Genomic DNA, 24,712 nt, shown 5'->3' on the forward strand with positions numbered 1-24,712 from the left:
CTCGACCTTTTCACGAAATGTCAGCAAAAAGGGGTTAGGCACCTCCAAGAAGCCGTCGACCAGGTCGACCGGCCCGGAATGACGATCGCCATTCTCCCCGGACTCTACCGCGAGGAGCCCAGCCAGCCCGCCCCCACCGGCGCCTGCGCCCAGCTCCCCGCCCGCTGGTCCACGTGGGGCTACCAGATCCTCTCCTTCGAGCAACAGCGCCAGTGCCCCCACAACCAGAACCTCGTCGCCATCCTCGGCAAGAAGGACCTGCAGATCGAGGGCACCGGAGCCGGCCCGCTCGACGTCGTGATCGACGCGGAGTACCGCAAGCTCAACGCCGTGCGCGCCGACCGTACCGACGGCGTCTACTTCCGGAACTTCACCGCCCAGCGCACCACGTTCAACTCCCTGTACGTGCTCGAAACCGACGGTTTCGTCATCGACCGCGTCCTCACCCGCTGGAACGACGAGTACGGCTTCCTCACCTTCGCCAGCGACCACGGCCTCTACACCGACTGCGAGGCGTACGGGAACGGCGACGGCGGCCTCTACCCGGGCAGCGCCTCCAACCTCAACGACGGCCGCGGCCACGACGTCCCCAGGTACGCCATCGAGATCCGCCGCTGCAAGAGCCACGACAACGCGCTCGGCTACTCGGGCACCGCGGGCGACTCGATGTGGGTGCACGACAACGAGTTCTACGACAACATGGTCGGCGCCACGATGGACAGCCTGTGGCCCTCGCACCCCGGACTGCCGCAGAACCACGCCAAGTTCGAGAACAACAAGATCTACGACAACAACCGCGACTACTACCGCTACATCCGCGACGGCACCTGCGCCAAACCGCCGGCCGAACGCGGCTACGAGCGGGGCGTGGTGTGCTCGCAGGTGGGCGTGCCTCCCGGGACGGGCATCCTGGTCGCGGGCGGCAACTACAACGTCTTCAGCAACAACCTCGTCTGGGGCCACCGGCGGGCGGCCTTCCACCTGTTCGGGGTGCCCGCGTTCATCAGGGGCGAGAACGACCTGGCCAAGCAGGCCGACACCTCCGACTACAACCGCTACGAGGGCAACCTGTTCGGCGTGAGCCCGACGGGTGAGCGGCGGCCGAACGGCCTGGACGTGTGGTGGGACGGGCAGGGCACCGGCAACTGCTGGCAGGGGAACACGGGCGCGTCGTCGCCCGCCGTCCTGCCGGTCTGCGCCGCGGCGGCGCCCGCGCTGTCGGGCGGCGCGAACCGCCTGCTGGCCGAGCCCGTGAAACTGATCAAGCTGTACCTGTGCGCGGACTTCAGCGCCTCGCAGGCCCGCCTGCCGGCCGGGTGCGACTGGTTCGGCGCGTCGGGGCTCGGCAAGGTGGAGACGCAGCTCGCCCTCGGCGGCTCGGCGGTGCTCGGGCTGCTCCTGGGGCTGTTCTGGTGGCGTTCGCGGCGGGGCGCGCGCCGGCACGGCGGCGACGGCCCGTCAAGGAACGGCCCGGGGAACGGCCCGTCGGGGAACGGCCCGTCGCGGAACGGCCCGTCGCGGAACGGCGTGGCGCCCACGGTGACGGCGATCGTCCTGCGTCGGCACCGGCTGATCGTGGCCGGGAGCGTCGCCGGGGCCGCCGGGCTCGTGCTCGACGTGGTGGCGGCGGCCGTGGACAGCACGTCGCAGGCCGGAGCCGCGCTGCTGCTCATGGGGGCGTGGTGGCTCTGCCTGGGAGCGGCCTGGCGGGGCAGGCGGCCGGCGTTCGGCCTGCTCACGATCGTGGTGGGGCTGCTGGCCTGCGCCGACGCCTTCGACCGGCTGGTGTACCTGATCCCCGCCGTCCCGCTGGGGCCGGGGTGGATCCGGGGGCTGGTGACCGGGCTCTGGGTGCTCTGCGCGGTCGTGGTGCTGGCGCCCCGGCGCGGGGGCACCGTACGGGAGACGCCCGCCGAGGCCGAGGCGAGCGCGTGAGCGGGTCCGTCCGAGTGGCCGGATGCGTGCTGGCCTGCTGGCTCGTCACGGCGTGCGGCCCGCTGTCGGAGACCCACCACAATCCCGGCAGCAGCCACAAGGTGGCCACGGCAGCGCCGAGCGGGCAGGCGGACGCCGTGATCACCGTCGCCCGCGGCCAGGTGAGCCCGCCGCCGGGCTGGCTGGAGGTGGCCAAAGGACGGCAGGTCAGCATCACGGTGACCAGCGACGTGCCGGACGAGCTGCACGTGCACGGCTACGACATCGAGGCCGAGCTGCGGCCGGGGGTGCCCGCGACCGTGCGCTTCACGGCCGGCCTGACCGGGGTGTTCGAGGTGGAGACCCACCGGAGCAAGCTGGTCCTCACGCAACTGGCGGTCCGGTGACGGCGGGGGTCCTCGCGCACGGGATCGGTACGCGCGGTGACCTGCCGATCCCGCTCTTCTACGCCTACGCGGGCGCTTTCGCGGCGCTCGTCGTCTCGTTCCTGGCGCTCGGGCTGCTCTGGGCCGACTCCCGCTTCCGCGGCGACCGTGCGGGCCTGCTGATCCCGTTGCGCCTGCCCGGCCGCCCGGCGCGCGTCCTGACCCTCGTCCTCGCCGTCTACACGATCGGCTGGCTCGCGGCGGGTCCCGCGGACGGGAACGCGGGGCCGTACCTGGTGTATGTGCTCTTCTGGGTGGGCCTGGTCCCGGCGTCGCTGCTGTTCGGACCGGTGTGGCGGGCGCTGAGCCCGTTCCGGCTGCTGCCCGACCGGCCCCGGCGCCCGCTCCCGCCGCGGCTCGGCTACTGGCCGGCCGCCGCCGGCCTGCTCGCGTTCACCTGGACGGAGCTGGTCGCGCCCGAGCCCGCGGCGCCGTTCACGCTGCTGACCTTCTGCGCCCTGTACGCGGTCACCCAGCTCGCGGGCACCTTCGTGTACGGCCACGTCTGGCTGGACCGCGGTGACCCCTTCGAGGTGTACTCGACCCTCATCGGCCACCTGTCACCCCTCGGCAGAAGGGCGAACGGCGACCGCGTCCTGCGCAGCCCCTTCGACGGCCTCGACGCCATCCAGCCCGTCCCCGGCCTGGTCGCCACCGTCTGCGTCCTGCTCGGCGGCACCGCGTACGACGGCTTCTCCGGCACCCCCGCCTGGGTGAACGCCCTCCAGTCAGGCCCGCTCGGCCGCACCGGGCTGGGCACGCTCGGCCTGCTGGCGGCCGTCGCGGGGGTGGCCCTCCTGTACGCCGCCTGCCTCGGCGCGGCCGGGCTGATCGGCGGCACCAGGGGGCTGACCGCCCGCTTCGCCCATTCGCTGGTGCCGATCGCCACCGGCTACCTCATCGCCCACTACTTCTCCCTCCTGGTCATCGAGGGCCGACACGGCATCCTCCTCGCTCTTGGCGTGGCCGCCGAGCCCGACCCGAACGCCGTCGAACCCGCCACCATCGCCGTCGTCCAGGTGCTGGCCATCGTGATCGGCCACGTGGTGGGGGTGGTGGCCGCCCACGACCGCTCGGTCCGCCTCCTGCCGCCCGGCCGCGCGGTCGCAGGCCAGATCCCGCTGTTCGTCCTCATGGTCTGCTACACGATCGGCGGACTGACGCTGCTGCTGTGAGCGGAACGGGCCCGACTTTTGGCAACTGTCCTTTACGGTGCGGCCCGGCCAGGTGACCGGTTCCTCGGCCCCAACGGCGCGGGCAAGTCCACCACCATGCGCGTCATCCTGGGGCTGCACCGGCCCAGCGCCGGGTCCGCGACCGTCAACGGCCGGCCCTACGCCGCACACCCCGACCCGCTCCGGCAGGTCGGGGCGCTGATGGAGGCGGCACACGGGGGCCGCACGGCGTACCAGCACCTGCCGGCGGGCCCGCACGCACGGGATATCGCCCGCCCGGGTGGCCGAGGTGCTAGAGCTGGCGGGGCTGTCCTCGGCGGCGGGGCGGCGGGTGGGCGGGTTCTCACTGGGCATGCGGCGGCTGCTGGCGGAGACCTCGGTGGCCGAACTGGTCGCGCGGGCCGGGACGGACGCGGTGCTGGTCCGCGACCGCGAGGAGGACCGCGGTGACGTTGCCGTGCCCTCCCGCGTCCGGCGCCCGCCTGGCCAGTGCCCGCGCGTCCGCCGGCAGATCGCCTTGGGGACGCAGGAGTTCAGGCCGGGCAGGTGCCGCCACAGGCCGTCGGTGTAGAGCAGCAGGAGGACCGGTCCGGGGGACGGTAGCCGTGGATCCGGATCGCCGTACGGGGCCACGGTGCCGCCGCCTCCTCCATCGTGACGGAGGGACGGCGATCCGGGCGCGGTAGCTTGGGCGCACCAGGAGGGGGACAGGTGATGGCGGACGAGGCGACGGCGGCGGAGCTGCTGGCCGCGGCGCGAGATGGAAATGACCTGGCGTTCGGGCGGCTGGTCGGGCCGCTGCGGGACGAGTTGCGGGCCCACTGCTACCGGATGCTGGGGTCCGTTCACGACGCCGAGGACGTCGTGCAGGACACGCTGGACCGGGCGTGGCGGAGCCTGGCTCGGTTCGAGGACCGCGGGTCGATCAGACCGTGGCTGTACAAGATCGCGACGAACAGGGCGCTGACGCTCATCGAAAGCCGGGGCCGCCGCGAGCTGCCCGCCGACCTCGACCCGGCGGGCGGCGAGGTGGCGTGGCTGGAGCCGTACCCGGACAGCCTGATGGCCTGGACGGCGGGGCTGGGGCCCGAGGCGCGGGCGGTGGCCAGGGAGAGCGTGGAGCTGGCGTTCGTGGCGGCGCTGCAGCACCTGTCGGCCGTGCAACGGGCCGTGCTGCTGCTGCGCGACGTCCTCGGGTACGCCGCCCGCGAGGTCGCCGACCTGCTGGACACCACGGTCGCGGCGGTCAACAGCGCCCTCCAGCGGGCCAGGAAGAACCTCGCCGAGCTGCTGCCCCCGACCACCCAGCGGCAGGCCCTCGGCGAGCTGGGCGAGGCGGGGAGCCGGGAGCTGGCCCGCAGGTACGCGGCCGCCTGGGAGGCCGGGGACGTGGACGCCATCGTGGCCATGCTGGCCGAGGACGCGAAGTACTCGATGCCGCCGCTGGCGGCCTGGTTCGAGGGGCGCGAGGGCATCCGCGGGTTCCTGCTCGGCGGGCCGCTCAAGGGGCGTTGGCGGATGCTGCCCGCGCGGGCCAACGGGCAGCTGGCGTTCGGCACGTACCTGTGGGACGAGCAGCGGGCGGCCTACCTCCCGGCCGGGCTGGACCTGCTGGTGGTGCGGGGCGGCCAGGTGGCGGAGGTGGTGTCGTTCCTGGAGGCCGATTTCGCCGACTTCGGCCTTCCCGAAGAAGTGCGATGAGTTTCGGGCTCCGCCCCGGGTTGTACGTCCGGAACGAAGGCATCGACCCGGAAGGACCCATCCATGTCCACGAACGAAGACCAGATCCGCGGCCTCGTCCTGCGCTGGGCCGCGGCGGTGCACCGCGGCGACCTGGAGACGGTCCTCGCGGACCACGCTGCGGACATCGTGATGTTCGACGTGCCGGAGAACGTTCGCGGCATCGAGGCGTACGAGAAGGCCTGGCCGCCGTTCTTCGAGTGGCAGGCGCAGGGGGCGGCGTTCGAGATCGAGTCGCTGGACGTCGTCGCCGGTGACGGCGTCGCCTTCGCGTACGCGCTGCTGCGGTGCGGCATGCCCGCCGACGACCGGCGGCTGCGGCTGACGCTCGGCCTGCGCGAGGAGGGCGGCCGGTGGGTCGTCGCGCACGAGCACCACTCGTTCCCGATCGCCGACGACGGGGCGTCCGTGCGGGAGGTGCGCGGGGTGCACGAGCGGTGGTACGCGGGCACCGCGGCCAAGGACCTGGACGGCATGATGGCCGCCATCGCCGACGACGTCGTGTCCTACGAGCACGACGCGCCGCTCGAGTACGTGGGCGTCGAGGCAGTGCGGGAGGTCTGCGCGCGCGGCCTCGACGAGGGACCCGACGTGCGCTTCGACATGCCGGACCTGAAGGTCATGGCCAGGGAGGACCTCGCGGTCGCGTGGGGGCTGAACCGGGTCCGCGTGGGCGGGGGCGCCGAGACGTGGTCGCGGGGGACGCGGGTGTTCGAGCGGCGCGACGGCTCCTGGGTGATGATCCACCAGCACGTCTCCTACCCGTACGACCCGGACACGGGCGAGGCGCGAACCGACCTGCGCCCTGCACGGAGCTAGGCGGGCGGGCGGACGGCGTCGAGCATGGTGTCGAGGGCGCGCTGGGACGTCTGCAGCCGCTCGATCGTCCCGGCGATACGCTCGCGCTCTTTCCGCAGGTTGCTCACCATGCCGGGGCACGCCGTCGGCACCATCCCGTCGCCGTCGTCGTGGACGCAGGGCAGCAAGAGAGCGATGACGGTCGTGGGGAGTCCGGCGGCGAGCATCGTACGGATGTGGCGCACCGACGCCACGTCCGGCTCGGCGTACTCGCGGTAGCCGTTGGGCAGCCGCACCGGCCGCAGCAGCCCCTGCTCCTCGTAGTAGCGCAGCAGCCGCCTGCTCACCCCCGTGCGGCGGGCCAGCTCTCCGATCTTCATCTGCTCCTTGACCTTCACATCGATGTGACGCCTTAGCTTCCGATCACAACAACGGAAAGGAGCCTATGATGCCCGGAGTTGTGATCATCGGAGCGGGGCCGGGGATCGGCCGGTCCGTCGCCCGCCGGTTCGCGCGGGAGGGGATGCCGGTCGCGCTCGTCTCGCGTACCGGCACGACGCTCGACCTGGACGGGGTGCTCGCGTACAAGGCCGACAGCGCCGACGAGGACCGGCTCAGGGCCGCCCTCGACGCGGCCGTCGCCGAGCAGGGCACGCCGGACGCCGTGGTCTACAACGCCGCGATCATCCGGCCGGACGCGCCGGGCGAGGCGAGCGTACGGGCCCAGCTGGACGCCTGGGCCGTGAACGTGGTGGGGGCGCTCGTCGCGGCCGCGCACGTGGCGCCCGCGATGGCCCGGCGCGGCAGCGGGTCGTTCCTCATCACCGGGGGGATGCCCGAGCCCAAGGCCCAGTACGTCAGCCTCTCGCTCGGCAAGGCGGGCGTGCGGACGCTGGCGGCGCTGCTCGACCAGGAGTACGGGCCCTCGGGGGTGCACGTGGCCAGCGTCACCGTGGCCGGACCGGTCGCGCCCGGCACGGCCTTCGACCCCGACGACATCGCCGAGCACTACTGGCGCCTGCACACCCAGCCTCGGGAACGGTGGGAGCGCGAAGTCCTCCACGACGGCACGGCATCACGTCCGTGAGGCTGTCGAGCCGTGGGGCGTGAGCTTCCAGAGCCAGCCGATCGCGTCGAGCCCGAGCCGTCCGGCCACGCGCTGCGAGGAGTGGTTGTCGGCACTGGTGCTGTAGAACAGGCGGACGCCCGGCAGCAGGCCGGCCCACGCGGCGGTGGTGGCCGCGGCGTAACCGCGGCCCCGGAAGGCGGGTGAGGTCCAGGTGCCCGCCTCGGCCCCGTCGGGGGTCAGCCGGGCGCTGTGGCAGATCGCGGCCACCTGGCCGTCCTCGACGATCATCGCCCAGGGCGCGCCTGCGCCGCCGGCGAGGAGTTCGTCCCATTCCTCGGGGTCCCAGGTCGCGGGGCGCAGGGGGCGTAGGCGGGTGGCGTGCGACGGGTCGTCCGACCGGATGACGTTGGCGGGTGCCTCGAATCTGAGCGGCGGCCGCATCAGATAGCACGGCCCTCCGGACACCGCGTGCCCCTCGAACGCCGCTTGCTCCCCTACCGCTGGGCCGCGCGACACCGCTTGCCCTGCGGACACCGCTTGCTCGCCGCATACCGGTGGCCCGCCCGACACCGGTGGCCCGCCCGACACCGGTAGCCCGCCCGACACCGGTGGCCCGCCCAACACCGGTGGCCCTTCCGACACCGTCGCCCTGCCCAACATCGGGGGGCCGCCGCCCACCGCTTGGCCCTTCGACACCGAGAGTCCGCGGGACACCGTGAGCCCGCCGGACACCCCACGCTCACCACCCAGCAGGGCGGCGCACTGCGCCAGGACGTCAGGCGGCTGGCCGGGGGCCGACGGGACGCCTTGGGAGACGAGGTCGAGCAGTTCGGTGGCGACCGGGTCGGGCACGTCGGCGCCGATCGCGGCGGTCATGCCGTCGGCCGCCACGCCGATCACCAGCTCCTCGGGCCCCGGCAGGCGGCCCCGGCCGTCGAGGCGCCAGATGACGCCGAGCTCGACGCGGAGCAGGTCGACTGTCATGACCGTACCAGCGTGAACGTGGCGCTCGCCGCCACCCTGCCGTTGACGATCACGTCGAGCTCCCGGGCGCCCGGCGGCTCGTCGCGGGTGGTGACCGGGCGGAAGGAATGGCTCTTGCGCACGGTGAACGTCGTACCCGGCCCCGCCGCCTCCCGCCGGCCCAGGTGGAAGACCCGGCGCGAGCCCGTCCGCCGGATCGCGTACTTGAGCAGCACCGCCCCCGGCGCGCCCGCAGTGACCGTGACGGCGAAGGCCAGGCTCCCGCCGACGGCCACCGTGTCGGACTCGAGGGCCAGCACGTCGACCGCGCCGCTGCCCGGGGTGGCACCCACCAGCGCCAGCGCCTCGGGGTGGCCGGAGCGCAGCAGCCCGCGTACGGCGTGGCGCAGCACCTTCTCCACGTGCGAGCCGCCGTCGGAACGCCATCGGGCCAGCAGCTCCAGCGCCACCTCCGGATGATCCTTGGCCAGGTCGTTGACGTGGTTGGCGACCGAGCGGCGGACGTATTCGCTCGGGTCGTCGCGCAGCCGGTCGAGCAGGGGCAGGGTCGGCCCAGGCGCCATCAGCCAGCGCACCCGGCCGCCCCACGGCAGCCGCGGCCGCGACCCCTCCGAGGCCAGGCGGCGCAGATGCTCCTCGGGTGACTCCGCCCAGCCGTACATGATCTTGAGCGCGTCGTCGCGGTAACGCTCCAGATAGGGCCGTACGGCGAACTCGCCCGTCGCGTACGGCGTGAGCACGGCCAGCGTGCCCATCCCCGCCTCCAGGTGGTCGAGCCCCTGGACGGCCGTGTGATCGGTGGCCGGCCAGCCGCTCCACATGTCCAGCGCGACCCGCGAGGCGCACTCGCGCACGACCTCGGCGGCCTGCGGGTAGGGCAGGGGCAGCGCGTCGTGCAGGGCCGCGGCGACATGCCGGACGCGGTCCTTGAGCTCGAGCCCGTCGAGGCCGGCCAGGGCACGCGCGGTGAAAGCGGCCCGTGGGAACGGCGCCCAGGCGGCGGCCAGCCCGTCGGCCAGCACGGATATGGACTCGGCGTTGATCATGTCCTTGAGCGGTTGAGGCACGCGCCCACTGTGCCAGCCGCCACCGACAATCCGTCAGCTCTGCCGGAAGGCAAGCCCCCAGCACTGCCGGAAGGCAATCTCTCAGCCCTGCTGGACGTACTCCCTCAGTCCTGCCGGGAGGCAAGCCTCCAGCCCCCTGCCGGGACGCACTTCCTCAGTCCTGCCGGGACAGCTCCAGGAAGTAGGGCCGCATCGAGGGATAGTAGTCGTCGAAGTCCGGCGTGGGGGAGCCGTCGCGGGCGGCCACGAGCATGTCGAGGTAGTACTCCCAGCCGGGGCCGACCTCGCCGATCGCGTCCTCGGTGTCGAGATGGTGGACGAACCGCAGCTCCGTCGTGCCGTCGCGCTCCTCCAGCAGCAGTTCGATCCGCCAGGCCCCGGACTCGTCGAGCGCGGACACGGCCAGCCGCTTCGGCGGTTCGCAGGCGTCGATGCGCATCTCGTACCAGGGAGCCTGCTCCTCGTACACCATCCGCACCTTGACCGTCTGGCCGGGCGCGCCGTGGCCCTCCCACGGGCCGAACCAGCGGGCGGTGCGGTCGGGCTCGGTGATGCTGGCCCACACGTCCTCGGCGGGCGCGCGGAACGTCCGGCTGAGAACGAGGTCGCTCCCCTCGCTCGTCCCGAACAACCGGCCGGTGGGGATGCGGTTCATCTGACACCTCCTAGGTGACCCCCGCCTTCGGGCGGGGGAGGGATCGGACTCCTGCGGAGCAGAGCAGGAGCAGGCGATTCGCCACCAGGCGGACCGCCGTCTACGACAACTGAGCAGCACTTGGCTGGTCTTCCTGCAAAATGTGAGGCGTGGCGCAGCTGGTGAAGTCGGTCAAGCGGTCTCTTCCTCTCTGCTGCTGCTCTCGGTCTCCGTGGTCGGGCGGCGTTCTCGGCGGGTCCGGTAGACCTCGGTCTCCAGGGCGTCGAGGCGGTGCTCCCATCCCGAAGGCCGTCCGAACTGGGCGAGCCAGGTGATGAGCTCGCCGAACGGCTCGGGTTCGAGCGCGTAGAAGCGCTGCCTGCCGATCAGCTCCGCGCGAACCAGCCCGCTCTGCCTGAGCACCCGCAGGTGCCTGCTCACGGCGGGCCGGCTGATGGCGAACCGCTCGGCGACCTCACCGGCGGACAGCCGCCGCCCGTCCTTGAGCATCTCCAGGATCCGCCGCCGCACCGGGTCCGCGATCGCCCCCGCCACCTCGTCCACGGCAAAAGCGTAACCCACTGGTTACGCGTTCGCCAAGCGCGTCTTCCTGGACGCCGCCCACCCGCGAGTGTGGAACGCGACCCAGCACACCACCAGCGCCAGCCCGAACACCGGCACCCAGCCCAGCCGGGCCAGCACCCACTCCGGCCCGTCGGGCACCGTGTGCAGGCCGGGGAGGGCTTCACCCGCGAGCAGCCCAAGTGCGGTGACCAGGATCATCGCGCTCTGGTGCCAGAGGAAGATCGTCATCGCGGACAGGTTCACCAGCGCCACCGCCGCCCACACAGCCGGCCGCCGCAGCACCCGGCGGAGCGGGCCGAGCAGGAGCAGGGCCGCGCCGCACTGGGCCAGACCGAAGCAGACGGCCGCGAGCGTGGGCGGGTCGAGGTTGGATACGGCCGCGCCGGGCACCCCGACCATGGCCGCCGGATACCCGGCCCCGAGCACCAGCCCCACCGCTCCCACCGCCCCGCCGACCAACAACACCCATCCAGCGGTACGACTCCGCAGCGCCCCCCGAGCCCAGGCCGCCCCCACGCAGTACGGCACCAGCCACCCGGCCAGGACGTTGACGGATCCGAGTGATTCGCTCAGTCCGTGTGACGCCAGCCATTCGACCAGGACGTTCATGGATTCGAGTGACTCGCCCAGCTCGTGGGACGCCGGCCACCCGGCAAGCACGCCGACCGCGCCGCCCCACGAAGACCCGCCCACCCCGTACCGGACCAGATCGATCACCGCGACGGTCACCAGCGGCCACATCGGGTGTAACCGGGCCACCAGGGGAGTCGTCGCCGTCAGCACCGCGAACACCACCAGGAACCACATCGGCGACAGCACCAGCTTGACCAGCCTGGCCACGGTCACGGTGTCGGCTCCGGCGGCCAGCATCCCGGCCACCGTCACACTCCAGACCGCCAACACGACACCGACCGGCCGGAACAGCCGCGCCAGCCGGGCGCCCAGCCACTGCCGGTACGTCCCGGCCGCCGCGCCCCGGCTCCTCGCCGCCGCGTACCCACCCACGAGAAAGAACACCGCCAGCGTCTGGAACAGCCAGGTCGCGGGGGCCAGCTGCGGCATGTACCGCAGCGGGCTGACCACCCGAATCGCACCGCTGTCGAGCACCAGCGCCGTCACCAGCCAGTGCCCAAGCACCACCCCACCGATGGCCAGTGCCCGGAGAGCGTCGATGGCACGGTCGCGACCGGGCGGGGTAGCCCGCTCGACCCGCCGCACGAGGCCACGCAACGGCGCGAGTAGGTGGCGTCGCCAGGTCGCGGCGGCGCGGCCGACCAGCCATGCGACGTTGCGCCCAGGCTCGTCGGCGCGGCGCTGCTCGGGCGAGCCGCGGTGGGCAGCTTGCCGCACGAGGCCACGCAACGACGCGAGTACGCGGCGCAGCGCAGGCCGAACAACGCCCGCGCCCAGGCCCGTGTCCGCGCCCGTGTCCGCGCCCGTGTCCGCGCCCGTGTCCGCGCCCGTGTCCGCGCCCGTGTCCGTGTCCGTGTCCGCGCCCACGCCCACGCCCGTGTCCGCGTCCGTGCAGGCAGGCTCACGCATGACGGCCCACCTCGCGGACGGCCCGCCCGGCGACGATCCTGGCAATGTTCTCCAACGCCGGCGAACCGGACCTGAGATAGTCGCTGTGCCCACCGCCGCCCGCCGCGAAGACATGGGCGCCGAACCGCGGGGACACCGGATCCGTACCGAACCCGGCAGTGAGGAACGGCAGACGGAGCCGCACGTTCGGGATGTGCGCGACCCAGTCCCTGCCGCCCCGACCGGCCCAGACGGTGGCCCTCGTCCGCAGGGCGGCGACGTTGGGAGCGATCACACCGGGGCTCCCGTACAGGACGATGTTGCCGACATCCAGCCCGGACGCGGCCCGCGCGCACACCACGGAGCCGTACGAGTGGCACAGCAAGGAGATCGCGGCGGCAGGCATGGCGGCGGCGAGCTCCCGTACGAACGCCCGGAGCCCAGGGACGGCCTCCTCAGCCCAGCCGGCCGACATCGCGGCCAGACTGACGGTGCTCGGGGTCCGGTATCCGAGCCAGGCGATGACGGCGGCCCGATCCCCGAGCGCCTCCCGCAGCCGCATGGAGCCGCCGCGAAGCAGCCCGTACTTGTCGAGATTGGTGTCGGAGCCGGGGACCAGGACGGCGATCGTGCCGGCCGTCGCCAGATCGCTGAACACCTCGACGGCCCGGCCACCATCACGCCCGTCGAAGGCCAGGAACCGGCGGGAGGCACCCGCCATGTCCCGCAACATCGCAGCCCGCCACAGATGCCCGTACTGGACCGCCATCCGCTCAGCCGCCCGGATGTCCTCCCTGCTCGCGGCATACCGCCGCGCAAGGGCAGCGGGAGCGGCACTCCGGAGCGGCGCGAGATGACCGGGTACGGGCGCCGCTACGGCACCCGGCCACGCCGCCCCCGAAACCGGCACACCCACAGCGATGGCGACAAACACACCACCCAAAAAGCGCCACCAACGCCGTCCCCGAAGCGCTCCCTCCCCCCTGGGCTGCCGCCACCTCCCACACCCCCGCGCCATCCAGGCGTACACCGCCGCTGGTTTCGCGTTGGACGGTGCTTGCCTGATTGCCCGACTTGCCGGCCTTGCGTACCACGCTGCTTGCCTGGCGTTCGACGGCGCCTTCCTCGTCAACCAGCCGTACGCCGCCGCTGGCTTCGCGTTGGACGGCGGTTGCCTGACCGTCCAGCGCGCCGGCCTCGAGCACCGCCACGTCCGCCTGGCTGACCACCATGGCGGCCCTACTTGCGTCATCCGGCCGGCTCGGGTCGCCATCCCGCTACGTGGGACTTCTCCATGGACTTCGATCACTCAGGCGACGCTGCCGCACCCGACATCCCCGCCACATCGAACCCACGACCGCATTCCAACGACCCAGAGTGGACCCCAGATGTACGACCGTGGTCCGATGCCCCGCCCAACATCACGCAGCTACCATCGGCCCATGCAGGTCACCCCACCCCTCCCGCTGCTGAGGCGGGTGCCGTCCGGCCTCTGGACGGCGCTGGCCTGGAGTGCGGGCCTGGCGCTCACGTTCCTGATGCGCGTCAGGCTGCCAGGTGAGGCGGAGCCCGCCTACAGCCCCGGCGTGTTGCTCTACCACGGGGACGGCCTGTCGTTCCTGATCGTGGCCACCGCGCTGGTCGTGGCGGGCAGCATCCTGCTGGACCGCCGCCCACTCCCGGCCCTGACCCTGCTGCTGGCCGCCTCCGCCGTGGCATGCATGCCCCTGGGCGTAGGTGAGATCCCCTCGGCCCAGTTCCTGGCGGTCGACGCCGCCCTTTACTTCATCGCGGCCACCGCCCCACGCCGTACGAGCATCGCCGCCATCGCCATGTCGCTTATCACGCTGGCGGGCTACCTAGGGACGCGGCTGCTCTTCGGCTGGGTCGTCGGGACCTCGGCCGAGCTGGCCGTCGCCATGACGGCCGTCATCGCCTGGCTGGTCGGCCGCTCGGTTCACCAGGCCCATGTTCACGCCGAGAGCCAGCGCGTCCAGGCCACCGCCCAAGCGATCATCGGTGAACGCCTCCGGATCGCCCGCGAGCTCCACGACATGGTCGCGCACAGCATCGGCATCATCGCCCTGCAGGCGGGTGCGGCCCGGCGAGTGATCGACACTCAGCCCGTACGAGCCCGCGAAGCGCTGGGCGAGATCGAGACGGTCGGCCGCGAGACGCTATCCGGCCTACGCCGGATGCTGGGCGCCCTCCGCCACCCCAAACCAGCCCACCCACCGCAGAGCGAGCCGTCCGACCGCTCCGCACCGGTCGACCAGCAACCAGGCGCGCTGCCAAATCCAGCTCAGCTGTCGCAGAGTGAGTCATCTGGCCGGTCCATGCTGATCGACCAGGATCCGGGCGCGCTGCCTGCTCCAGCTCAGCTGTCGCAGAGTGAGTCTTCCGGCCGCTCCATGCTGGTCGACCAGCAACTGGGGGCGCTGCTCGATCGGCCCGCACCGACCGCGCAGCGACCGGACGCGTTGCTTGGCCAGTACGCGTCGGTCGAGCCGTCACAGCGGACATGGTCCGATTGTCCCGAATCGGGCCAGGAACCGGTGGCTGTGCCTCTCGGTCCACCTGAATCCGGTCCCACACCTTCGACAGCCCCGCTCGACTCGGGCCTGATCCCGCTCGACCCGAGTCTGGCCCCGCTCGACGCGGGCCCCGCCCCGGCTGGGCTGGCAGACCTGGAGCGGCTTGCCGCGACGACGACAGCCGCTGGTGTCCAGGTCGAGGTGCGCTGGCGGGGTGTACGACGTCCGCTGCCTCCGGAGATCGACATGTCCGCCTACCGCATCGTCCAGGAGGCCGTCACCAACGTCACCCGCCACGCCGAGCACCCCTCGTGTCAGGTGACCATCGACTTCGGTGATGAGGAGCTGGCCATCGAGGTCATCGACCCCGCACCCAGCCCTCAACCCAGCCTTCCCCCGGACCCCAGCCCGGATCTTTCCTCGGGCCGTAGTACGGGGCTTGCTCCGGGCCGTAGTACGGGGCTTTCCCCGGACTGCGGTTCAGGTCTTTCCGCGGACTCCGGTTCGGGTTTTTCCTTGGGCCCCGGTTCAGGTCTTGCTTCGGGTCGCAGTCCGGGTTTTTCCTCGGGCCTCGGTTCGGGTCTGGGTTCGGGCCACAGTCCGGGACTTTTCTCCGATTCCGGTTCGGGTCCTTCCTTGGACGCCAGCCGTGCCGCAGCTCCCGCTCTCGACATCAACCCCGCCGCCGACCGCAGTCCCCGCTTGGGCCCCAGTCCCGACGCCAGCCTCAGCCTGGACTCCGGCCCTGGTCTCGGTGACGTCCCTGCCCACAGCTCCGGCTCTGGTGCTGGGCGTGGTTTTGGGTTTGGGGGTGGCCGGGGACCGGGCCGGGGGCGTAAGGCGAGAGGTGGGTATGGTCTGGTCGGGATGCGTGAACGAGTGGCTCTGCTGCATGGGGTCTTCTCTGCCGGGCCGCGTCAGGAAGGCGGGTTTCGGGTGGTGGCGCGCTTGCCCGTACCGGCGCGGGTGCGATGAACGTCCGTGTCCTGCTGGCCGACGACCAGCCGCTTGTTCGGACCGCCCTGCAGATGGTCATCACCGACGCGCCGGATCTCGAGCTCGTCGGCGAGGCGGGAACGGGTACGGAGGCGGTTCGCCTGACCGAGGAACTGCGGCCCGATGTCGTGGTGATGGACATCCGCATGCCGGGCATGGACGGCATCGAGGCCACCCGCTTGATCACGGCCGGTCCCACCGACGCCCGCGTCATCGTCCTGACGACGTTCGACGAGGACGATTACGTGTACGGGGCGTTGCGGTCCGGGGCGTCCGGGTTTCTGGTCAAGGACATGGCGCTTGATGACATTCTTGCGGCGATTCGCGTGGTCGCTGCTGGAGATGCCCTGATCGCGCCTAGTGTCACCCGTCGGCTGATCGCGGAGTTCGCTGCTCGTCCTCAGCCGGGTCCGCGCCATCGGTCCCTCGGCTGCATCACCGATCGGGAACGCGAGGTGCTGATCCTCATCGCTCGTGGGCTGTCCAACATGGAGATCGCCACCGACCTGGTTCTGAGCGTTGCCACGATCAAGGCGTATGTGACAAGGCTGCTCACCAAGCTGCACGCCCGGGATCGCGTCCAGCTCGTCATCATTGCCTACGAGGCGGGCCTGGTGTCAGCGTCCCGCGACGGATAGGCCCTTTTGCGATGAGTTAGTTGCTCCTCGCCCATTGAGGTTATGGGGGTGCAGGGGCTTGAGCTCGTCGCCGGTGAGGTGTGCCAGTTGGAGCTTGGGGCTTGAGGGCTTGGGGGGTGGCGGCTTGGGGGCTTGAGGGCTTGAGGCTTGGGGGGTGGCGGCTTGGGGGCTTGAGGGCTTGAGGCTTGGGGGGTGGCGGCTTGGGGGCTTGAGGACTTGAGGCTTGGGGGCTTGAGGGGTGGGGGCTGGGGATGGGGGCTGGGAGTTCGGAGTTGGACCACGGACAGGGGCCGTCGGCACCGGATGTGGGCGGCCAGAACGTTCGACACCTCCGGAGCGTTCGGCTGAGCACGTGCAGCAACTCATGAGGTTGTGCGGGGGAGGCCCAGGGCGCCCTCCAGCTTGGCCTTGCGGAAGGTCGTGCCGTCCAGTTGGGCGCCGGTGAAGTCGGCCTGGCGGAGGTCGGCGCCGGTGAAGTCGGCTGTGCGGAGGTCGGCGCCGGTGAAGCGGGCTTGAGACAGGACCGCGTTCTTGAAGTCGGCCGTACGCAGGTCCGCGTTGGTGAAGCGGGCCTGGGCCAGGGTGGCGTCCGTGAAGTCGATGCCGCGCAGGTCCGTGCCGGACAGGTCGGTGGAGCGGAGGGTGACGCCGTCGGCGGCCACGGGGCCGGTGAAGACGGGGCCGCGGTCGGACTTGCGGTCGCGGCGGCCGAGCACGGTCAGGGCGGCCTCGACGGTCAGGTGCGGGCGCGGGGTCGCCTGGCCGCGGGCCCGGTCCTGCAGGTACGCGGCGATGCTCAGGGTCACCTTCCAGGCGAAGGACGGCGCCTCGTGGGCGATGTCCTCCAGCTCGTAGAGGCCCTGGACGCGGGCGCTGGAGTCGCTGGACCTGAGGTCCTTCAGCGCCTTGTCGTAGCGCGCCTGAAACTGCTTCTGGATCTCGAGCGAGACGGTCTGGGAGCTGAAGTAGAACGTGCCGACCAGGCCGGCCAGGGAGAGCGCGACGGTGACGAGCGAGCCGACCTGCATGAGCATCGTCCGGGTGGCGGTCACCGCCTCGGCCCGCTGGTCCGGCGGGAGTGCTTTGACGTCCGCGGTCATCCGGCGGGTGACGGGGCCGAGCAGGGCCCCGACGGCCACGGCCGAGCCGGCGACCACCACCCCGAGCACGATCATCAGAAATGTCATGTTGTGCCTCTTCCGCTGATAAGGCCCGGCGTCCGAAGGATCGGCCGGGCCATATTAGCGGTGCGGTAATGACGATTTCTTGGGTTGATCGTGGTGTTGGGGTATGCCGCTTAATCGGTGGTTTCGCGCCATCTGTTGGTGATGGGGAGGCGGCGGTCGCGGCCGAAGTTCTTCGGGGTGATCTTGGGGCCGGGCGGATACTGGCGACGCTTGTACTCGGCCAGGTCGACCAGCCTGATGACCCTCGTGACCAGCTCCGGATCGTGGCCGGCGGCGATGAGCTCCTTCGAGCCCATGTCCTTCTCCACGTAATCGTCCAGCAGGCGGTCGAGGATTTCGTAAGGCGGAAGGGAATCCGTGTCGCGCTGGTCGGGCCGGAGTTCGGCGCTCGGCTCCTTGGTGATGGAATTTTCTGGAATGGGGGTTTTCGCGTCGAGCAGGAATTGCGGCAGCGAATTGGCGTTGCGCCACCTCGACAGTTCCCACACCATCGTCTTCGGGACGTCCTTGATGGGGGCGAAGCCGCCGGCCGAGTCGCCGTAGAGGGTCGAGTAGCCCGTCGCCAGCTCGCTCTTGTTGCCGGTCGTCAGGACCAGGTGGCCGTGCTGGTTCGACAGGCCCATGAGGATCATGCCGCGTACCCTCGCCTGGAGGTTCTCGGCCGCCAGGCCCGAGAGCTCGATCTCCTTCTCGAAGGCGTCGACGATGTCGGCGATCGGGGCGATCCGGGAGTTGACGCCCTGCCTGCGGACGAGCTCCTCGGCGTCGGCCAGGGAGTGGTCGGAGGAGTAGCGGGAGGGCATGAGCACCACGTTGACCCGCGAGGGGCCGATGGCGTCGGAGGCGATGGTGGCGGTCAGGGCCGAGTCGATGCCGCCGGACAGGCCCAGGATGACCGACTGGAAGCCGTTCTTGGCCACGTAGTCCCGCACCGCCAGGACCAGGGCCGCGTACACCTCGCCGTGCAGGTCCAGGTGCTCCGCGATCGTCGCGGGCGCCGGCTCGTACGGCTCCACGGGGTCCGGGGAGAGCACCAGGCGCTCGACGGTGATGGTGGAGCCGTCGCCCGCGTCGTACGGGAAGAAGCCCGGCTCGGCGTCCGAGACCGGCAGCTCCAGATCGACGGTCAGCAGCTCCTCCCGGAACTGGCCCGCCCGCGCCACCAGCTCGCCCGAGGCGTCCACCACGATCGAGTCGCCGTCGAAGACCAGCTCGTCCTGGCCGCCGACCTGGTTGACGTAGACGAGGGCGCAGCCCGCCTCGCGTGCCCGGCGCGCGCACAGCTCGAGGCGTACGTCGTCCTTCTCCTTCTCGTACGGCGAGGCGTTCGGCGAGATCAGCAGCCCGGCGCCCGCCTGGCCCACGACGGCCACGGGGCCGCCCTCCTGCCAGAGGTCCTCGCACACCGCGATCGCCACGTCCACGCCGTGCAGCCGGAAGATCGGCAGCCGGTCGCCGCGCACGAAGTAGCGGTATTCGTCGAACACCCCATAGTTGGGCAGGTGGTGCTTGGCCGTACGGGTCACCACCTCGCCCTTGTGGAGCAGCGCGGCCGCGTCCAGCGGGGCGCCCTTCGGCTGGCCGACCCGGGGCGCCAGGCCGGCGCGGTCGACGTAGCCGACCACCACCGGCAGGTCGCCCAGGCCCTCCCGCTCCAGCCTGCGCGCCACCTCCTCCAGGGTCCGGATGCTGGCGTCCACGAAGGACGTACGCAGCACCAGGTCCTCCACGGGATAGCCGGTGAGGAACATCTCGGTGAAGACGACGAGGTGGGCGCCACGGTCGGCGGCGTCGCGGGTCCACGCGATCAGCCGCTCGGCGTTGCCGTCAAGGTCGCCGACGGACGGGTTCATCTGGGCGAGGGCGATACGCAGTTGTGCCACGTCGCCAAGCCTAGTACGGCGCGATTTTTATCGTCAAAGCGACGAAAAGGAAGTCTTTTCGCCGGGTGTAACAAAACCTGACTCGTACGCGGCCATAACCAGCTGCGCCCGGTCGAACAGCCCGAGATGCTCCAAGAGCGACTTGACCATGATGGCCACCTCCTCCTCGGGCAAGGCGAGCGTCTGGCCGATCTGGCGGTTCGTCAGGCCGCGGGCGACGAGTTTCAGCACGTCGAGCTGGGAGTCGGCGAGCCCGGCCAGCGCCGGGGGAGAGGCAGGGTCGACGCGCCCCGCGAACGCCGCGATCAGCCGGGTCGTGATCGTCGGGTCGATGAGCGCGTCCCCGGCGGACGCGGCCCTGATCGCGGCCAGGAACTGCTCGGGAGCCGACGTTTTCAGGATGAACCCGCTCACTCCCGCCCGCAGCGCCGCATAAAGGTTCTCGTCGCTGCCGAACGTGGTCATCATGATCACCTTCGGCGGCCGGTTTTCGGACAGGATGCGGCGGGCGGCGGCCAGGCCGTCCAGGTGGGGCATCTGGATGTCGAGCAGCACCACGTCGGGGCCGGTCTCGGCCACGAGCGCGATCGCCTCCTCGCCGTTGGTCGCCTCGCCGACCACCGTCACCCCGGGCTCGGCGTCCAGCATCGCCCGCACGCCCGCCCGTACGAGCGCCTGGTCGTCGGCCACCACCACCCGCAGCGGCGCGGTATCAGGTGCGGCGGCGGACATTTCCGCCGGAGCCTGCTCCTCGGGGGCCGGGAACTCCAGGCGCTGGGCGAGCATGTCGGCCTCCAGGCGCTGCAGCCCCGCCGACAGGTCGAGGCCCAGCTCGTCCCGCCACACCGAGCGCGCCCTGCGCAGCGCCGCCAGCGCGTCGCCCTGGCGCCCCAGCCCGTACAGGGCCGTGGCCAGCAGCCGCCAGGCCTCCTCCCGCAGCGGGTACGCCGACGCGTGCGCCTCCAGGTCGGCCACCAGCGACGTCGCCCGGCCCAGCGCGAGGCCGGCCCCGGCCCGGCGCTCGACGGCGATCAGGCGCAGCTCCTCCAGCCTGCCCGCCTCCGTCGCGGCCCAGCTCAGCTCGCCGAACTCGGCCAGCGCCGGCCCCCGCCACAGCCCCAGCGCCGTGTCCATGGCCGCCCACACCCGGCCCGGGTCGCCTTCCGACTTCACCAGGGACTCGAACCGCCACGCGTCCACCTGCTCGGCCGCGGCCCGCAGGGCGTACCCGGGCGGCGCGGAGACCAGCACGCGGGCCTCCTCGCGGGGCGCGCGATCGGGTTCGAGGGCGCGGCGCAGACGGGAGACGTACCCCTGGATGGTGGACAGGGCCTGGGCGGGCGGCGCGCCCGGCCAGAGCTCGTCGATGAGGGTGTTCACGGGCACGGCACGGCCGCCGGCGACGAGCAGGCGCGCGAGCACCGCCCGCTGCCGCTGGCCGCCGAGATCGAGAGGGGCGCCGTCGGCCCAGGCCTGGAACGGTCCCAGCGCGGTGAATGTCAGCATGTCAGGCGTAACTTTAGAGGGAGACGGTTCTCGGGTATATGGCGAATTCTCCCAAGGTACGCGTCTCCCGCCACCTGTGACGCCGTCAGCGGCGCCTGATCGCGGGTCCGAGCAGGAGCATGCCCGCCGCCGACAGCACCCCCACCCCGCCGATCGTGAACCACAGAGCCTGAGAGCCGATCTCCAGCAGCCGCCCGCCGACCAGCGGTGCCAGCACCGCCGCCAGCGACCACGAGAACCCGAACAGCCCCGAATACCGCCCCCGCAGCTCGGGCGGCGCCAGCGTGGCCACGACCGCGCCCGGGATGCCGGCCGTGATGACCTCGCCCGCCGTCCACACCACGATCGTCACCACCAGCCCGAGGGTGGTCTCGACGAACGCCGTCATCGCGAACCCGAGCGCCATCACCGACAGTCCCAGCGCGAACATGCGGGCGGGGTCCCGGCGTCCCAGCCACCCCGACACCAGGGGCTGCACGATGACGATCAGGATCCCGTTCAGGGCCATGGCCAGCCCGAACTGCCCGGGCGACAGGCCGACGACCTTCGTCATCGCCACCGGCAGCATGGTGAACGTCTGCGAGTAGACCAGCGCGTTCCCCAGCGCCACCAGCGTGAACCCGATCATCACCCGGTCCCGCAGCACCACGCCGAACCCGCCCGCGGACTCCCGTGCCGCCGGCCTGGTCTCGGGGACGGCCCGCCACACCAGCACGGCGAAGACCACGCCGGACAGCGCGTCGATCCAGAACAGCCAGAGGAACCCGAGGCTCGCCAGCCAGCCTCCGGCCGTCACGCCGACCGCGTACCCGAGGTTGATCCCCCAGAACAGCAGCCCGTACGCCCGGGGCCGCTCCTCGGGCGAGACCAGGTCCGCGACGAGGGCGCTGGATGCGGGCCGGTAGACGTCCATCACCAGGCCGAGTACGAGCATCGAGGCCACGATCGCCGGCAGCGAGGAGCTGTAGCCGAGCGCCAGCATGGTCGCGGCCGTGGCCAGCATCCCGCCCGACAGCGTGGCGCGGCGCCCGATCCGGTCGGTGAGCACCCCCGCGACCAGCTGCGACAGCAGCGAGCCCACCCCGAACACGCCCATCACCAGGCCCGCCGTCGCAACCGACAGGCCGCGGGCCTGCGTCAGGTAGACGCCGGTGAAGGGCATGACCATGGTGCCCAGGCGGTTCACCACCGTGCCGCCCCAGAGGGCCCAGAACGCGCGGGGCAGCCCGCCGATCTGGGACCGCAAAAACGACTTCCGCTCAAGAGTTGTGCTCGACACGCCACAAAGCCTGATATGCCGGGTTGGTAGGGGCGAACGATTTAGTGCAGGCTAAAAGCATGGCTGTCGAGTGGATGCTGAGGCCGGAGGACGTGGCCAGGATCCGGTTCGCGTTCTCGCCGATGTGGGAGCTGGTCGCCAGCCTGCGCACCCTGCAGGGGCCGGCCAGGCAGTCGATCCACCTGCCCTGGCTCAAGGCCGTGCGGCCCCGCCTGGCGGGGCTCGACCTGGCCGAGCTGTTCGCGCTCGTGCCCGCCGGCGGCTACATCGCCGACTTCATCACGCCGCCGCCCGACACGCCGATGCCGGAGTTCGCCGCCGAGCTGGAGCGGGTCAGGAGCGCGGATCCCGAACGGGCCCGCGTGGAGGCGGCCAAGATCGTGGGGACCGACCGGGCGGTGCTGGAGCGGTTCATGGCCGACCCCGAGGCGGGCGTGGCCAGGGTCGCCGCCACGCTGGAGGCGTACTGGGAGGCGTGCTTCGCGGAGTACTGGCCCCGCGTGTACGGGCTGCTGGAACGCGACGTGCTGCGCCGGTCGCGGCAGCTGGCCCAGGGCGGGGCGCGCGAGCTGTTCGCCGCGCTCGATCCGGCCGTGGTGTGGACGGGGGAGCGGCTGCTCATCGACCGGCCGTGGTGCGAGGCGGGCGGCCTGCACGGCGACGGGCTGGTGCTGGTGCCCAGCGCGTTCTGGGGGCCGGCCGTGGCGGTGATGACGGCGCCGTACCAGTCGACGCTGGTCTACCCCGTGCTCGGCGTTGGCACGCTGTGGGAGCAGGGCCCGCCGCCCGCGCCCGGCGCGCTCGCCGCGCTGATCGGCCGGAGCCGGGCGCAGATCCTGCTCGCCCTCGCCGAGCCCGCCACGACCTCGGCCCTGGCCGCGCGCATGGCGCTCACGCCCGGCGCGGTCAGCCAGCACCTCGGGGTGCTCAGCGGCGGCGGGCTCACGGTGGGGATGCGGGTCGGCAAGCAGGTCGTCTACCGCCGCACCCCCACGGGTGACACGCTCGCGGGTCACGCGTAGCGCTTGGACTCCAGCAGCCAGTCGAGGTGGGCGCGCGGCGCCGCCAGGTACGCGCAGGCGACCTTGCTGACGTCTCTCGCCTCCTTCGGCTCCAGATCCTCCAGCGGCAGCCGCCTGGCGGCCTTGTGCATGTCCTGGCAGCGCGCGGCGATCCGGTCGAGCACCCAGGCCGTCGCCTCCCGCTCGCCCAGCCCGAGCTGGCGCATCGCGAGCACCACGAAGTTGTGCACGTCGCCGCGCTCCTTCGGCCGGGAGGCCACGTCGTTGCACCACGCCGTGACGTCGCTGCACGCGCTCACCAGCTGCTGCCACGGCTCGCACTCGTGCACCCACGCGGGCACCTCGACCCGCAGGCATGGCTCGACCAGGTCATAGAGGTACGGCCCCACGGTGCCCCTGCGCAGCGCCGGATACTCCTCCAGCGTCGGCATCCGGCCCGCCGCCCGGTTGTCGGCCTCGGTACGGCACGCGTCGTGCTGGCGCCGCAACCCGACCGCGAACCTGGCCCGCCACCGGTCGCTCATCCGCGCGCTCGTCACCCGCCACAGGTCCGCGAACGCCGCCTCCAGCGGATGCCGGGCCGCGCCCCTGAGCATGCCGTCGAAGATGTCCAGCGGGCACGAGCCCTCGTCCAGCTCGTCGTCCAGGTGGAACAGCCACGTCAGCCACTGCGCGAACAGCGCCGCCGCGGCCGCGTCGAACTCCGCGAACGCCCGGCCCGCCATCCGGTGGTAGCCCACGCCCGGGGCGGCCCGCAGCCCGGTCCTCCTGGCCCAGTCGATGACCGCGGCCTCGATCGCGTACACGGCCGGGTGCATCCGGCACGGGGCCGCCATCGCGGGCACCCGCTCGGTGAGCGGCAGCAGCGCCATCGCCGCCGAGCCACCCCTGCGCGGCAGCGGCAGCACCGAGGTCAGGGCCGAACGCAGCGCGGTACGCACCGTCGCGAACACGGTGGTGCCCCCGGTGGTGTTCACGGTGGTGTTCACAGTGCTCTTCCCGGTGCTCTTCACGGTGCTCTTCACAGCGGTCTCCGCAGCGGTCTTCACGCCGGTCCTCACGCCCGCCTTCACAGCGGGCCGAAGAGCCAGTTGCCCGCGGCGCTGGGGTCCTCGCCGCGGTAGTAGTCGGAGGCGGCCAGGACCAGCTCGTCCACGGTGAGCGTGCCCCTGCCCGAGCGGTCGAGGCGGTCGAAGGCCGCGTCGACGTCGTCGTAGGCCACGCCGAACGCGCTCAGCAACGTGCGGAACTCGCCCGGGCCGATCTCCCCGTCGCCGTCGCCGTCGCACAGTTCGGCGACCGCCACCGTCGCGGGCCTGAACACCGTGTCGTACTGGTCGCCCGTCACGAACGCCGCCACCATCCCGTCACGGAAGTCCGGGCGCGCGATCCCGAAGTCGATGTCGCGCTCGAGCGCCTTCGACAGGGCCGACCAGATCTGGTCGAAGCCGTCGACGAGGCTGGCCCCGGTGACCGAGGTGGGGGACTCCCCGAAGCCCACCAGGATGCGGGCGCCCAGACCCAGCAGGTCCTCCCGCTCGACGACACCGTTGCCGCTCGCGTCGATGTGGTCGAATGCCCGATCTAGCTTGTGATTGAGCAGGTCGATAGCCACCAATGCCTCCCCCGAGACTGACTGCGTGATCACAGTAAGCTCGGGGCGGGGCCTTTGTCAGCGAGGCTCGCACCGGCACCCCGCGTAACGTGTGCGAAACACGGGCGCGGCATGCTGGT

Annotated in this window: 23 protein-coding genes and 1 pseudogene; 11 read left to right on the forward strand and 13 right to left on the reverse strand. The window is 71.9% G+C overall.

Translation table 11 applies throughout. The annotated features are described in order from the left end of the window. The first annotated feature begins 78 nt into the window (after window positions 1-78). The 7 genes and pseudogenes from HD596_RS30830 (at window position 79) to HD596_RS30855 (ending at window position 6,094) form a co-directional block, all read left to right on the forward strand. Window positions 79-1,935: a right-handed parallel beta-helix repeat-containing protein gene (locus tag HD596_RS30830; protein ID WP_246554969.1), complete on the forward strand. Its 1,857-nt coding sequence runs from the start codon at window positions 79-81 to the stop codon at window positions 1,933-1,935. Beyond that, a complete protein-coding gene (locus HD596_RS30835) occupies window positions 1,932-2,321 on the forward strand; it encodes a cupredoxin domain-containing protein (RefSeq protein ID WP_185072774.1) in 390 nt (129 codons plus the stop codon). The genes HD596_RS30830 and HD596_RS30835 overlap by 4 nt, the downstream gene beginning before the upstream one ends. Beyond that, complete coding sequence (locus HD596_RS30840) at window positions 2,318-3,535, forward strand: hypothetical protein (RefSeq protein WP_185072775.1); 1,218 nt, start codon at window positions 2,318-2,320, stop codon at window positions 3,533-3,535. Before HD596_RS30835 ends, HD596_RS30840 begins: the two co-directional genes overlap by 4 nt. A gap of 96 nt (window positions 3,536-3,631) precedes the next feature. Further along, window positions 3,632-3,685 (forward strand): annotated as a pseudogene (locus HD596_RS65755) (hypothetical protein); the annotation flags it as partial. Between the two features lie 130 nt (window positions 3,686-3,815). After that, window positions 3,816-4,106 (forward strand): hypothetical protein, encoded by a 291-nt coding sequence (locus tag HD596_RS65760; RefSeq protein WP_376776180.1) that lies wholly within the window; start codon window positions 3,816-3,818, stop codon window positions 4,104-4,106. Between the two features lie 143 nt (window positions 4,107-4,249). Beyond that, window positions 4,250-5,236: a sigma-70 family RNA polymerase sigma factor gene (locus HD596_RS30850; protein ID WP_185078811.1), complete on the forward strand. Its 987-nt coding sequence runs from the start codon at window positions 4,250-4,252 to the stop codon at window positions 5,234-5,236. 63 nt (window positions 5,237-5,299) lie between these two features. Next, the gene (locus HD596_RS30855; protein WP_185072776.1) at window positions 5,300-6,094 is read left to right on the forward strand and encodes a YybH family protein; all 795 of its coding nucleotides are present in this window, start codon (window positions 5,300-5,302) and stop codon (window positions 6,092-6,094) included. Here the strand turns inward: HD596_RS30855 and HD596_RS30860 are convergent. Further along, window positions 6,091-6,453 (reverse strand): MerR family transcriptional regulator, encoded by a 363-nt coding sequence (locus HD596_RS30860; RefSeq protein WP_185072777.1) that lies wholly within the window; start codon window positions 6,451-6,453, stop codon window positions 6,091-6,093. The two genes, HD596_RS30855 and HD596_RS30860, sit on opposite strands and share 4 nt — an antisense overlap. Before the next feature lie 68 nt (window positions 6,454-6,521). Here HD596_RS30860 and HD596_RS30865 point away from each other — a divergent pair, with 68 nt between their 5' ends. Next, entirely contained in the window at window positions 6,522-7,160 is a 639-nt protein-coding gene (locus tag HD596_RS30865) for an SDR family NAD(P)-dependent oxidoreductase (RefSeq protein WP_185072778.1), read from the forward strand. On the opposite strand, the gene HD596_RS60565 is transcribed toward HD596_RS30865, so the two are convergent. The 6 genes from HD596_RS60565 to HD596_RS30895 form a co-directional block, all read right to left on the reverse strand. After that, entirely contained in the window at window positions 7,149-8,126 is a 978-nt protein-coding gene (locus HD596_RS60565) for a GNAT family N-acetyltransferase (RefSeq protein WP_221519594.1), read from the reverse strand. The genes HD596_RS30865 and HD596_RS60565 overlap by 12 nt on opposite strands. Then, a complete protein-coding gene (locus tag HD596_RS30875; RefSeq protein WP_185072779.1) occupies window positions 8,123-9,193 on the reverse strand; it encodes a DNA alkylation repair protein in 1,071 nt (356 codons plus the stop codon). Before HD596_RS30875 ends, HD596_RS60565 begins: the two co-directional genes overlap by 4 nt. A gap of 154 nt (window positions 9,194-9,347) precedes the next feature. After that, on the reverse strand, window positions 9,348-9,848 hold the full coding sequence (locus tag HD596_RS30880; RefSeq protein WP_185072780.1) for an SRPBCC family protein: 501 nt from the start codon (window positions 9,846-9,848) through the stop codon (window positions 9,348-9,350). 171 nt (window positions 9,849-10,019) lie between these two features. Further along, the gene (locus HD596_RS30885) at window positions 10,020-10,391 is read right to left on the reverse strand and encodes a metalloregulator ArsR/SmtB family transcription factor (RefSeq protein ID WP_185072781.1); all 372 of its coding nucleotides are present in this window, start codon (window positions 10,389-10,391) and stop codon (window positions 10,020-10,022) included. A 21-nt stretch (window positions 10,392-10,412) separates the two neighbouring features. After that, the gene (locus HD596_RS30890; RefSeq protein ID WP_221519595.1) at window positions 10,413-11,954 is read right to left on the reverse strand and encodes an acyltransferase family protein; all 1,542 of its coding nucleotides are present in this window, start codon (window positions 11,952-11,954) and stop codon (window positions 10,413-10,415) included. Next, the gene (locus tag HD596_RS30895) at window positions 11,947-12,654 is read right to left on the reverse strand and encodes an alpha/beta hydrolase (RefSeq protein ID WP_246554971.1); all 708 of its coding nucleotides are present in this window, start codon (window positions 12,652-12,654) and stop codon (window positions 11,947-11,949) included. Before HD596_RS30895 ends, HD596_RS30890 begins: the two co-directional genes overlap by 8 nt. Before the next feature lie 721 nt (window positions 12,655-13,375). Between HD596_RS30895 and HD596_RS65000 the strand changes: the two genes are divergently transcribed. Further along, window positions 13,376-15,442: a histidine kinase gene (locus HD596_RS65000; protein WP_313045200.1), complete on the forward strand. Its 2,067-nt coding sequence runs from the start codon at window positions 13,376-13,378 to the stop codon at window positions 15,440-15,442. Further along, a complete protein-coding gene (locus tag HD596_RS30910; RefSeq protein ID WP_185072783.1) occupies window positions 15,439-16,101 on the forward strand; it encodes a response regulator in 663 nt (220 codons plus the stop codon). Before HD596_RS65000 ends, HD596_RS30910 begins: the two co-directional genes overlap by 4 nt. A gap of 362 nt (window positions 16,102-16,463) precedes the next feature. Here HD596_RS30910 and HD596_RS30915 read toward each other — a convergent pair whose 3' ends face one another. The 4 genes from HD596_RS30915 to HD596_RS30930 all read right to left on the reverse strand — a co-directional run bounded on the left by HD596_RS30915 (window position 16,464) and on the right by HD596_RS30930 (window position 21,923). Beyond that, on the reverse strand, window positions 16,464-17,288 hold the full coding sequence (locus HD596_RS30915) for a pentapeptide repeat-containing protein (protein ID WP_185072784.1): 825 nt from the start codon (window positions 17,286-17,288) through the stop codon (window positions 16,464-16,466). A gap of 110 nt (window positions 17,289-17,398) precedes the next feature. Continuing rightward, window positions 17,399-19,171 (reverse strand): NAD+ synthase, encoded by a 1,773-nt coding sequence (locus HD596_RS30920; protein ID WP_185072785.1) that lies wholly within the window; start codon window positions 19,169-19,171, stop codon window positions 17,399-17,401. Window positions 19,172-19,204: 33 nt separating this feature from the next. Continuing rightward, a complete protein-coding gene (locus HD596_RS30925) occupies window positions 19,205-20,677 on the reverse strand; it encodes a BTAD domain-containing putative transcriptional regulator (protein ID WP_185072786.1) in 1,473 nt (490 codons plus the stop codon). 85 nt (window positions 20,678-20,762) lie between these two features. Next, a complete protein-coding gene (locus tag HD596_RS30930) occupies window positions 20,763-21,923 on the reverse strand; it encodes an MDR family MFS transporter (RefSeq protein WP_221519596.1) in 1,161 nt (386 codons plus the stop codon). Window positions 21,924-22,015: 92 nt separating this feature from the next. Between HD596_RS30930 and HD596_RS30935 the strand changes: the two genes are divergently transcribed. Then, complete coding sequence (locus HD596_RS30935; protein ID WP_185072788.1) at window positions 22,016-22,978, forward strand: DUF5937 family protein; 963 nt, start codon at window positions 22,016-22,018, stop codon at window positions 22,976-22,978. Here the strand turns inward: HD596_RS30935 and HD596_RS30940 are convergent. Both HD596_RS30940 and HD596_RS30945 read right to left on the reverse strand, forming a co-directional pair. Beyond that, a complete protein-coding gene (locus HD596_RS30940; protein ID WP_313045204.1) occupies window positions 22,969-24,003 on the reverse strand; it encodes a terpene synthase family protein in 1,035 nt (344 codons plus the stop codon). The genes HD596_RS30935 and HD596_RS30940 overlap by 10 nt on opposite strands. Before the next feature lie 44 nt (window positions 24,004-24,047). Beyond that, window positions 24,048-24,593, reverse strand: coding sequence for an EF-hand domain-containing protein (locus tag HD596_RS30945; protein ID WP_185072789.1), 546 nt, complete (start codon window positions 24,591-24,593; stop codon window positions 24,048-24,050). Between the last annotated feature and the right edge of the window lie 119 nt (window positions 24,594-24,712).

This window comes from Nonomuraea jabiensis (assembly GCF_014204795.1).
GTDB classification, from domain to species: domain Bacteria; phylum Actinomycetota; class Actinomycetes; order Streptosporangiales; family Streptosporangiaceae; genus Nonomuraea; species Nonomuraea jabiensis.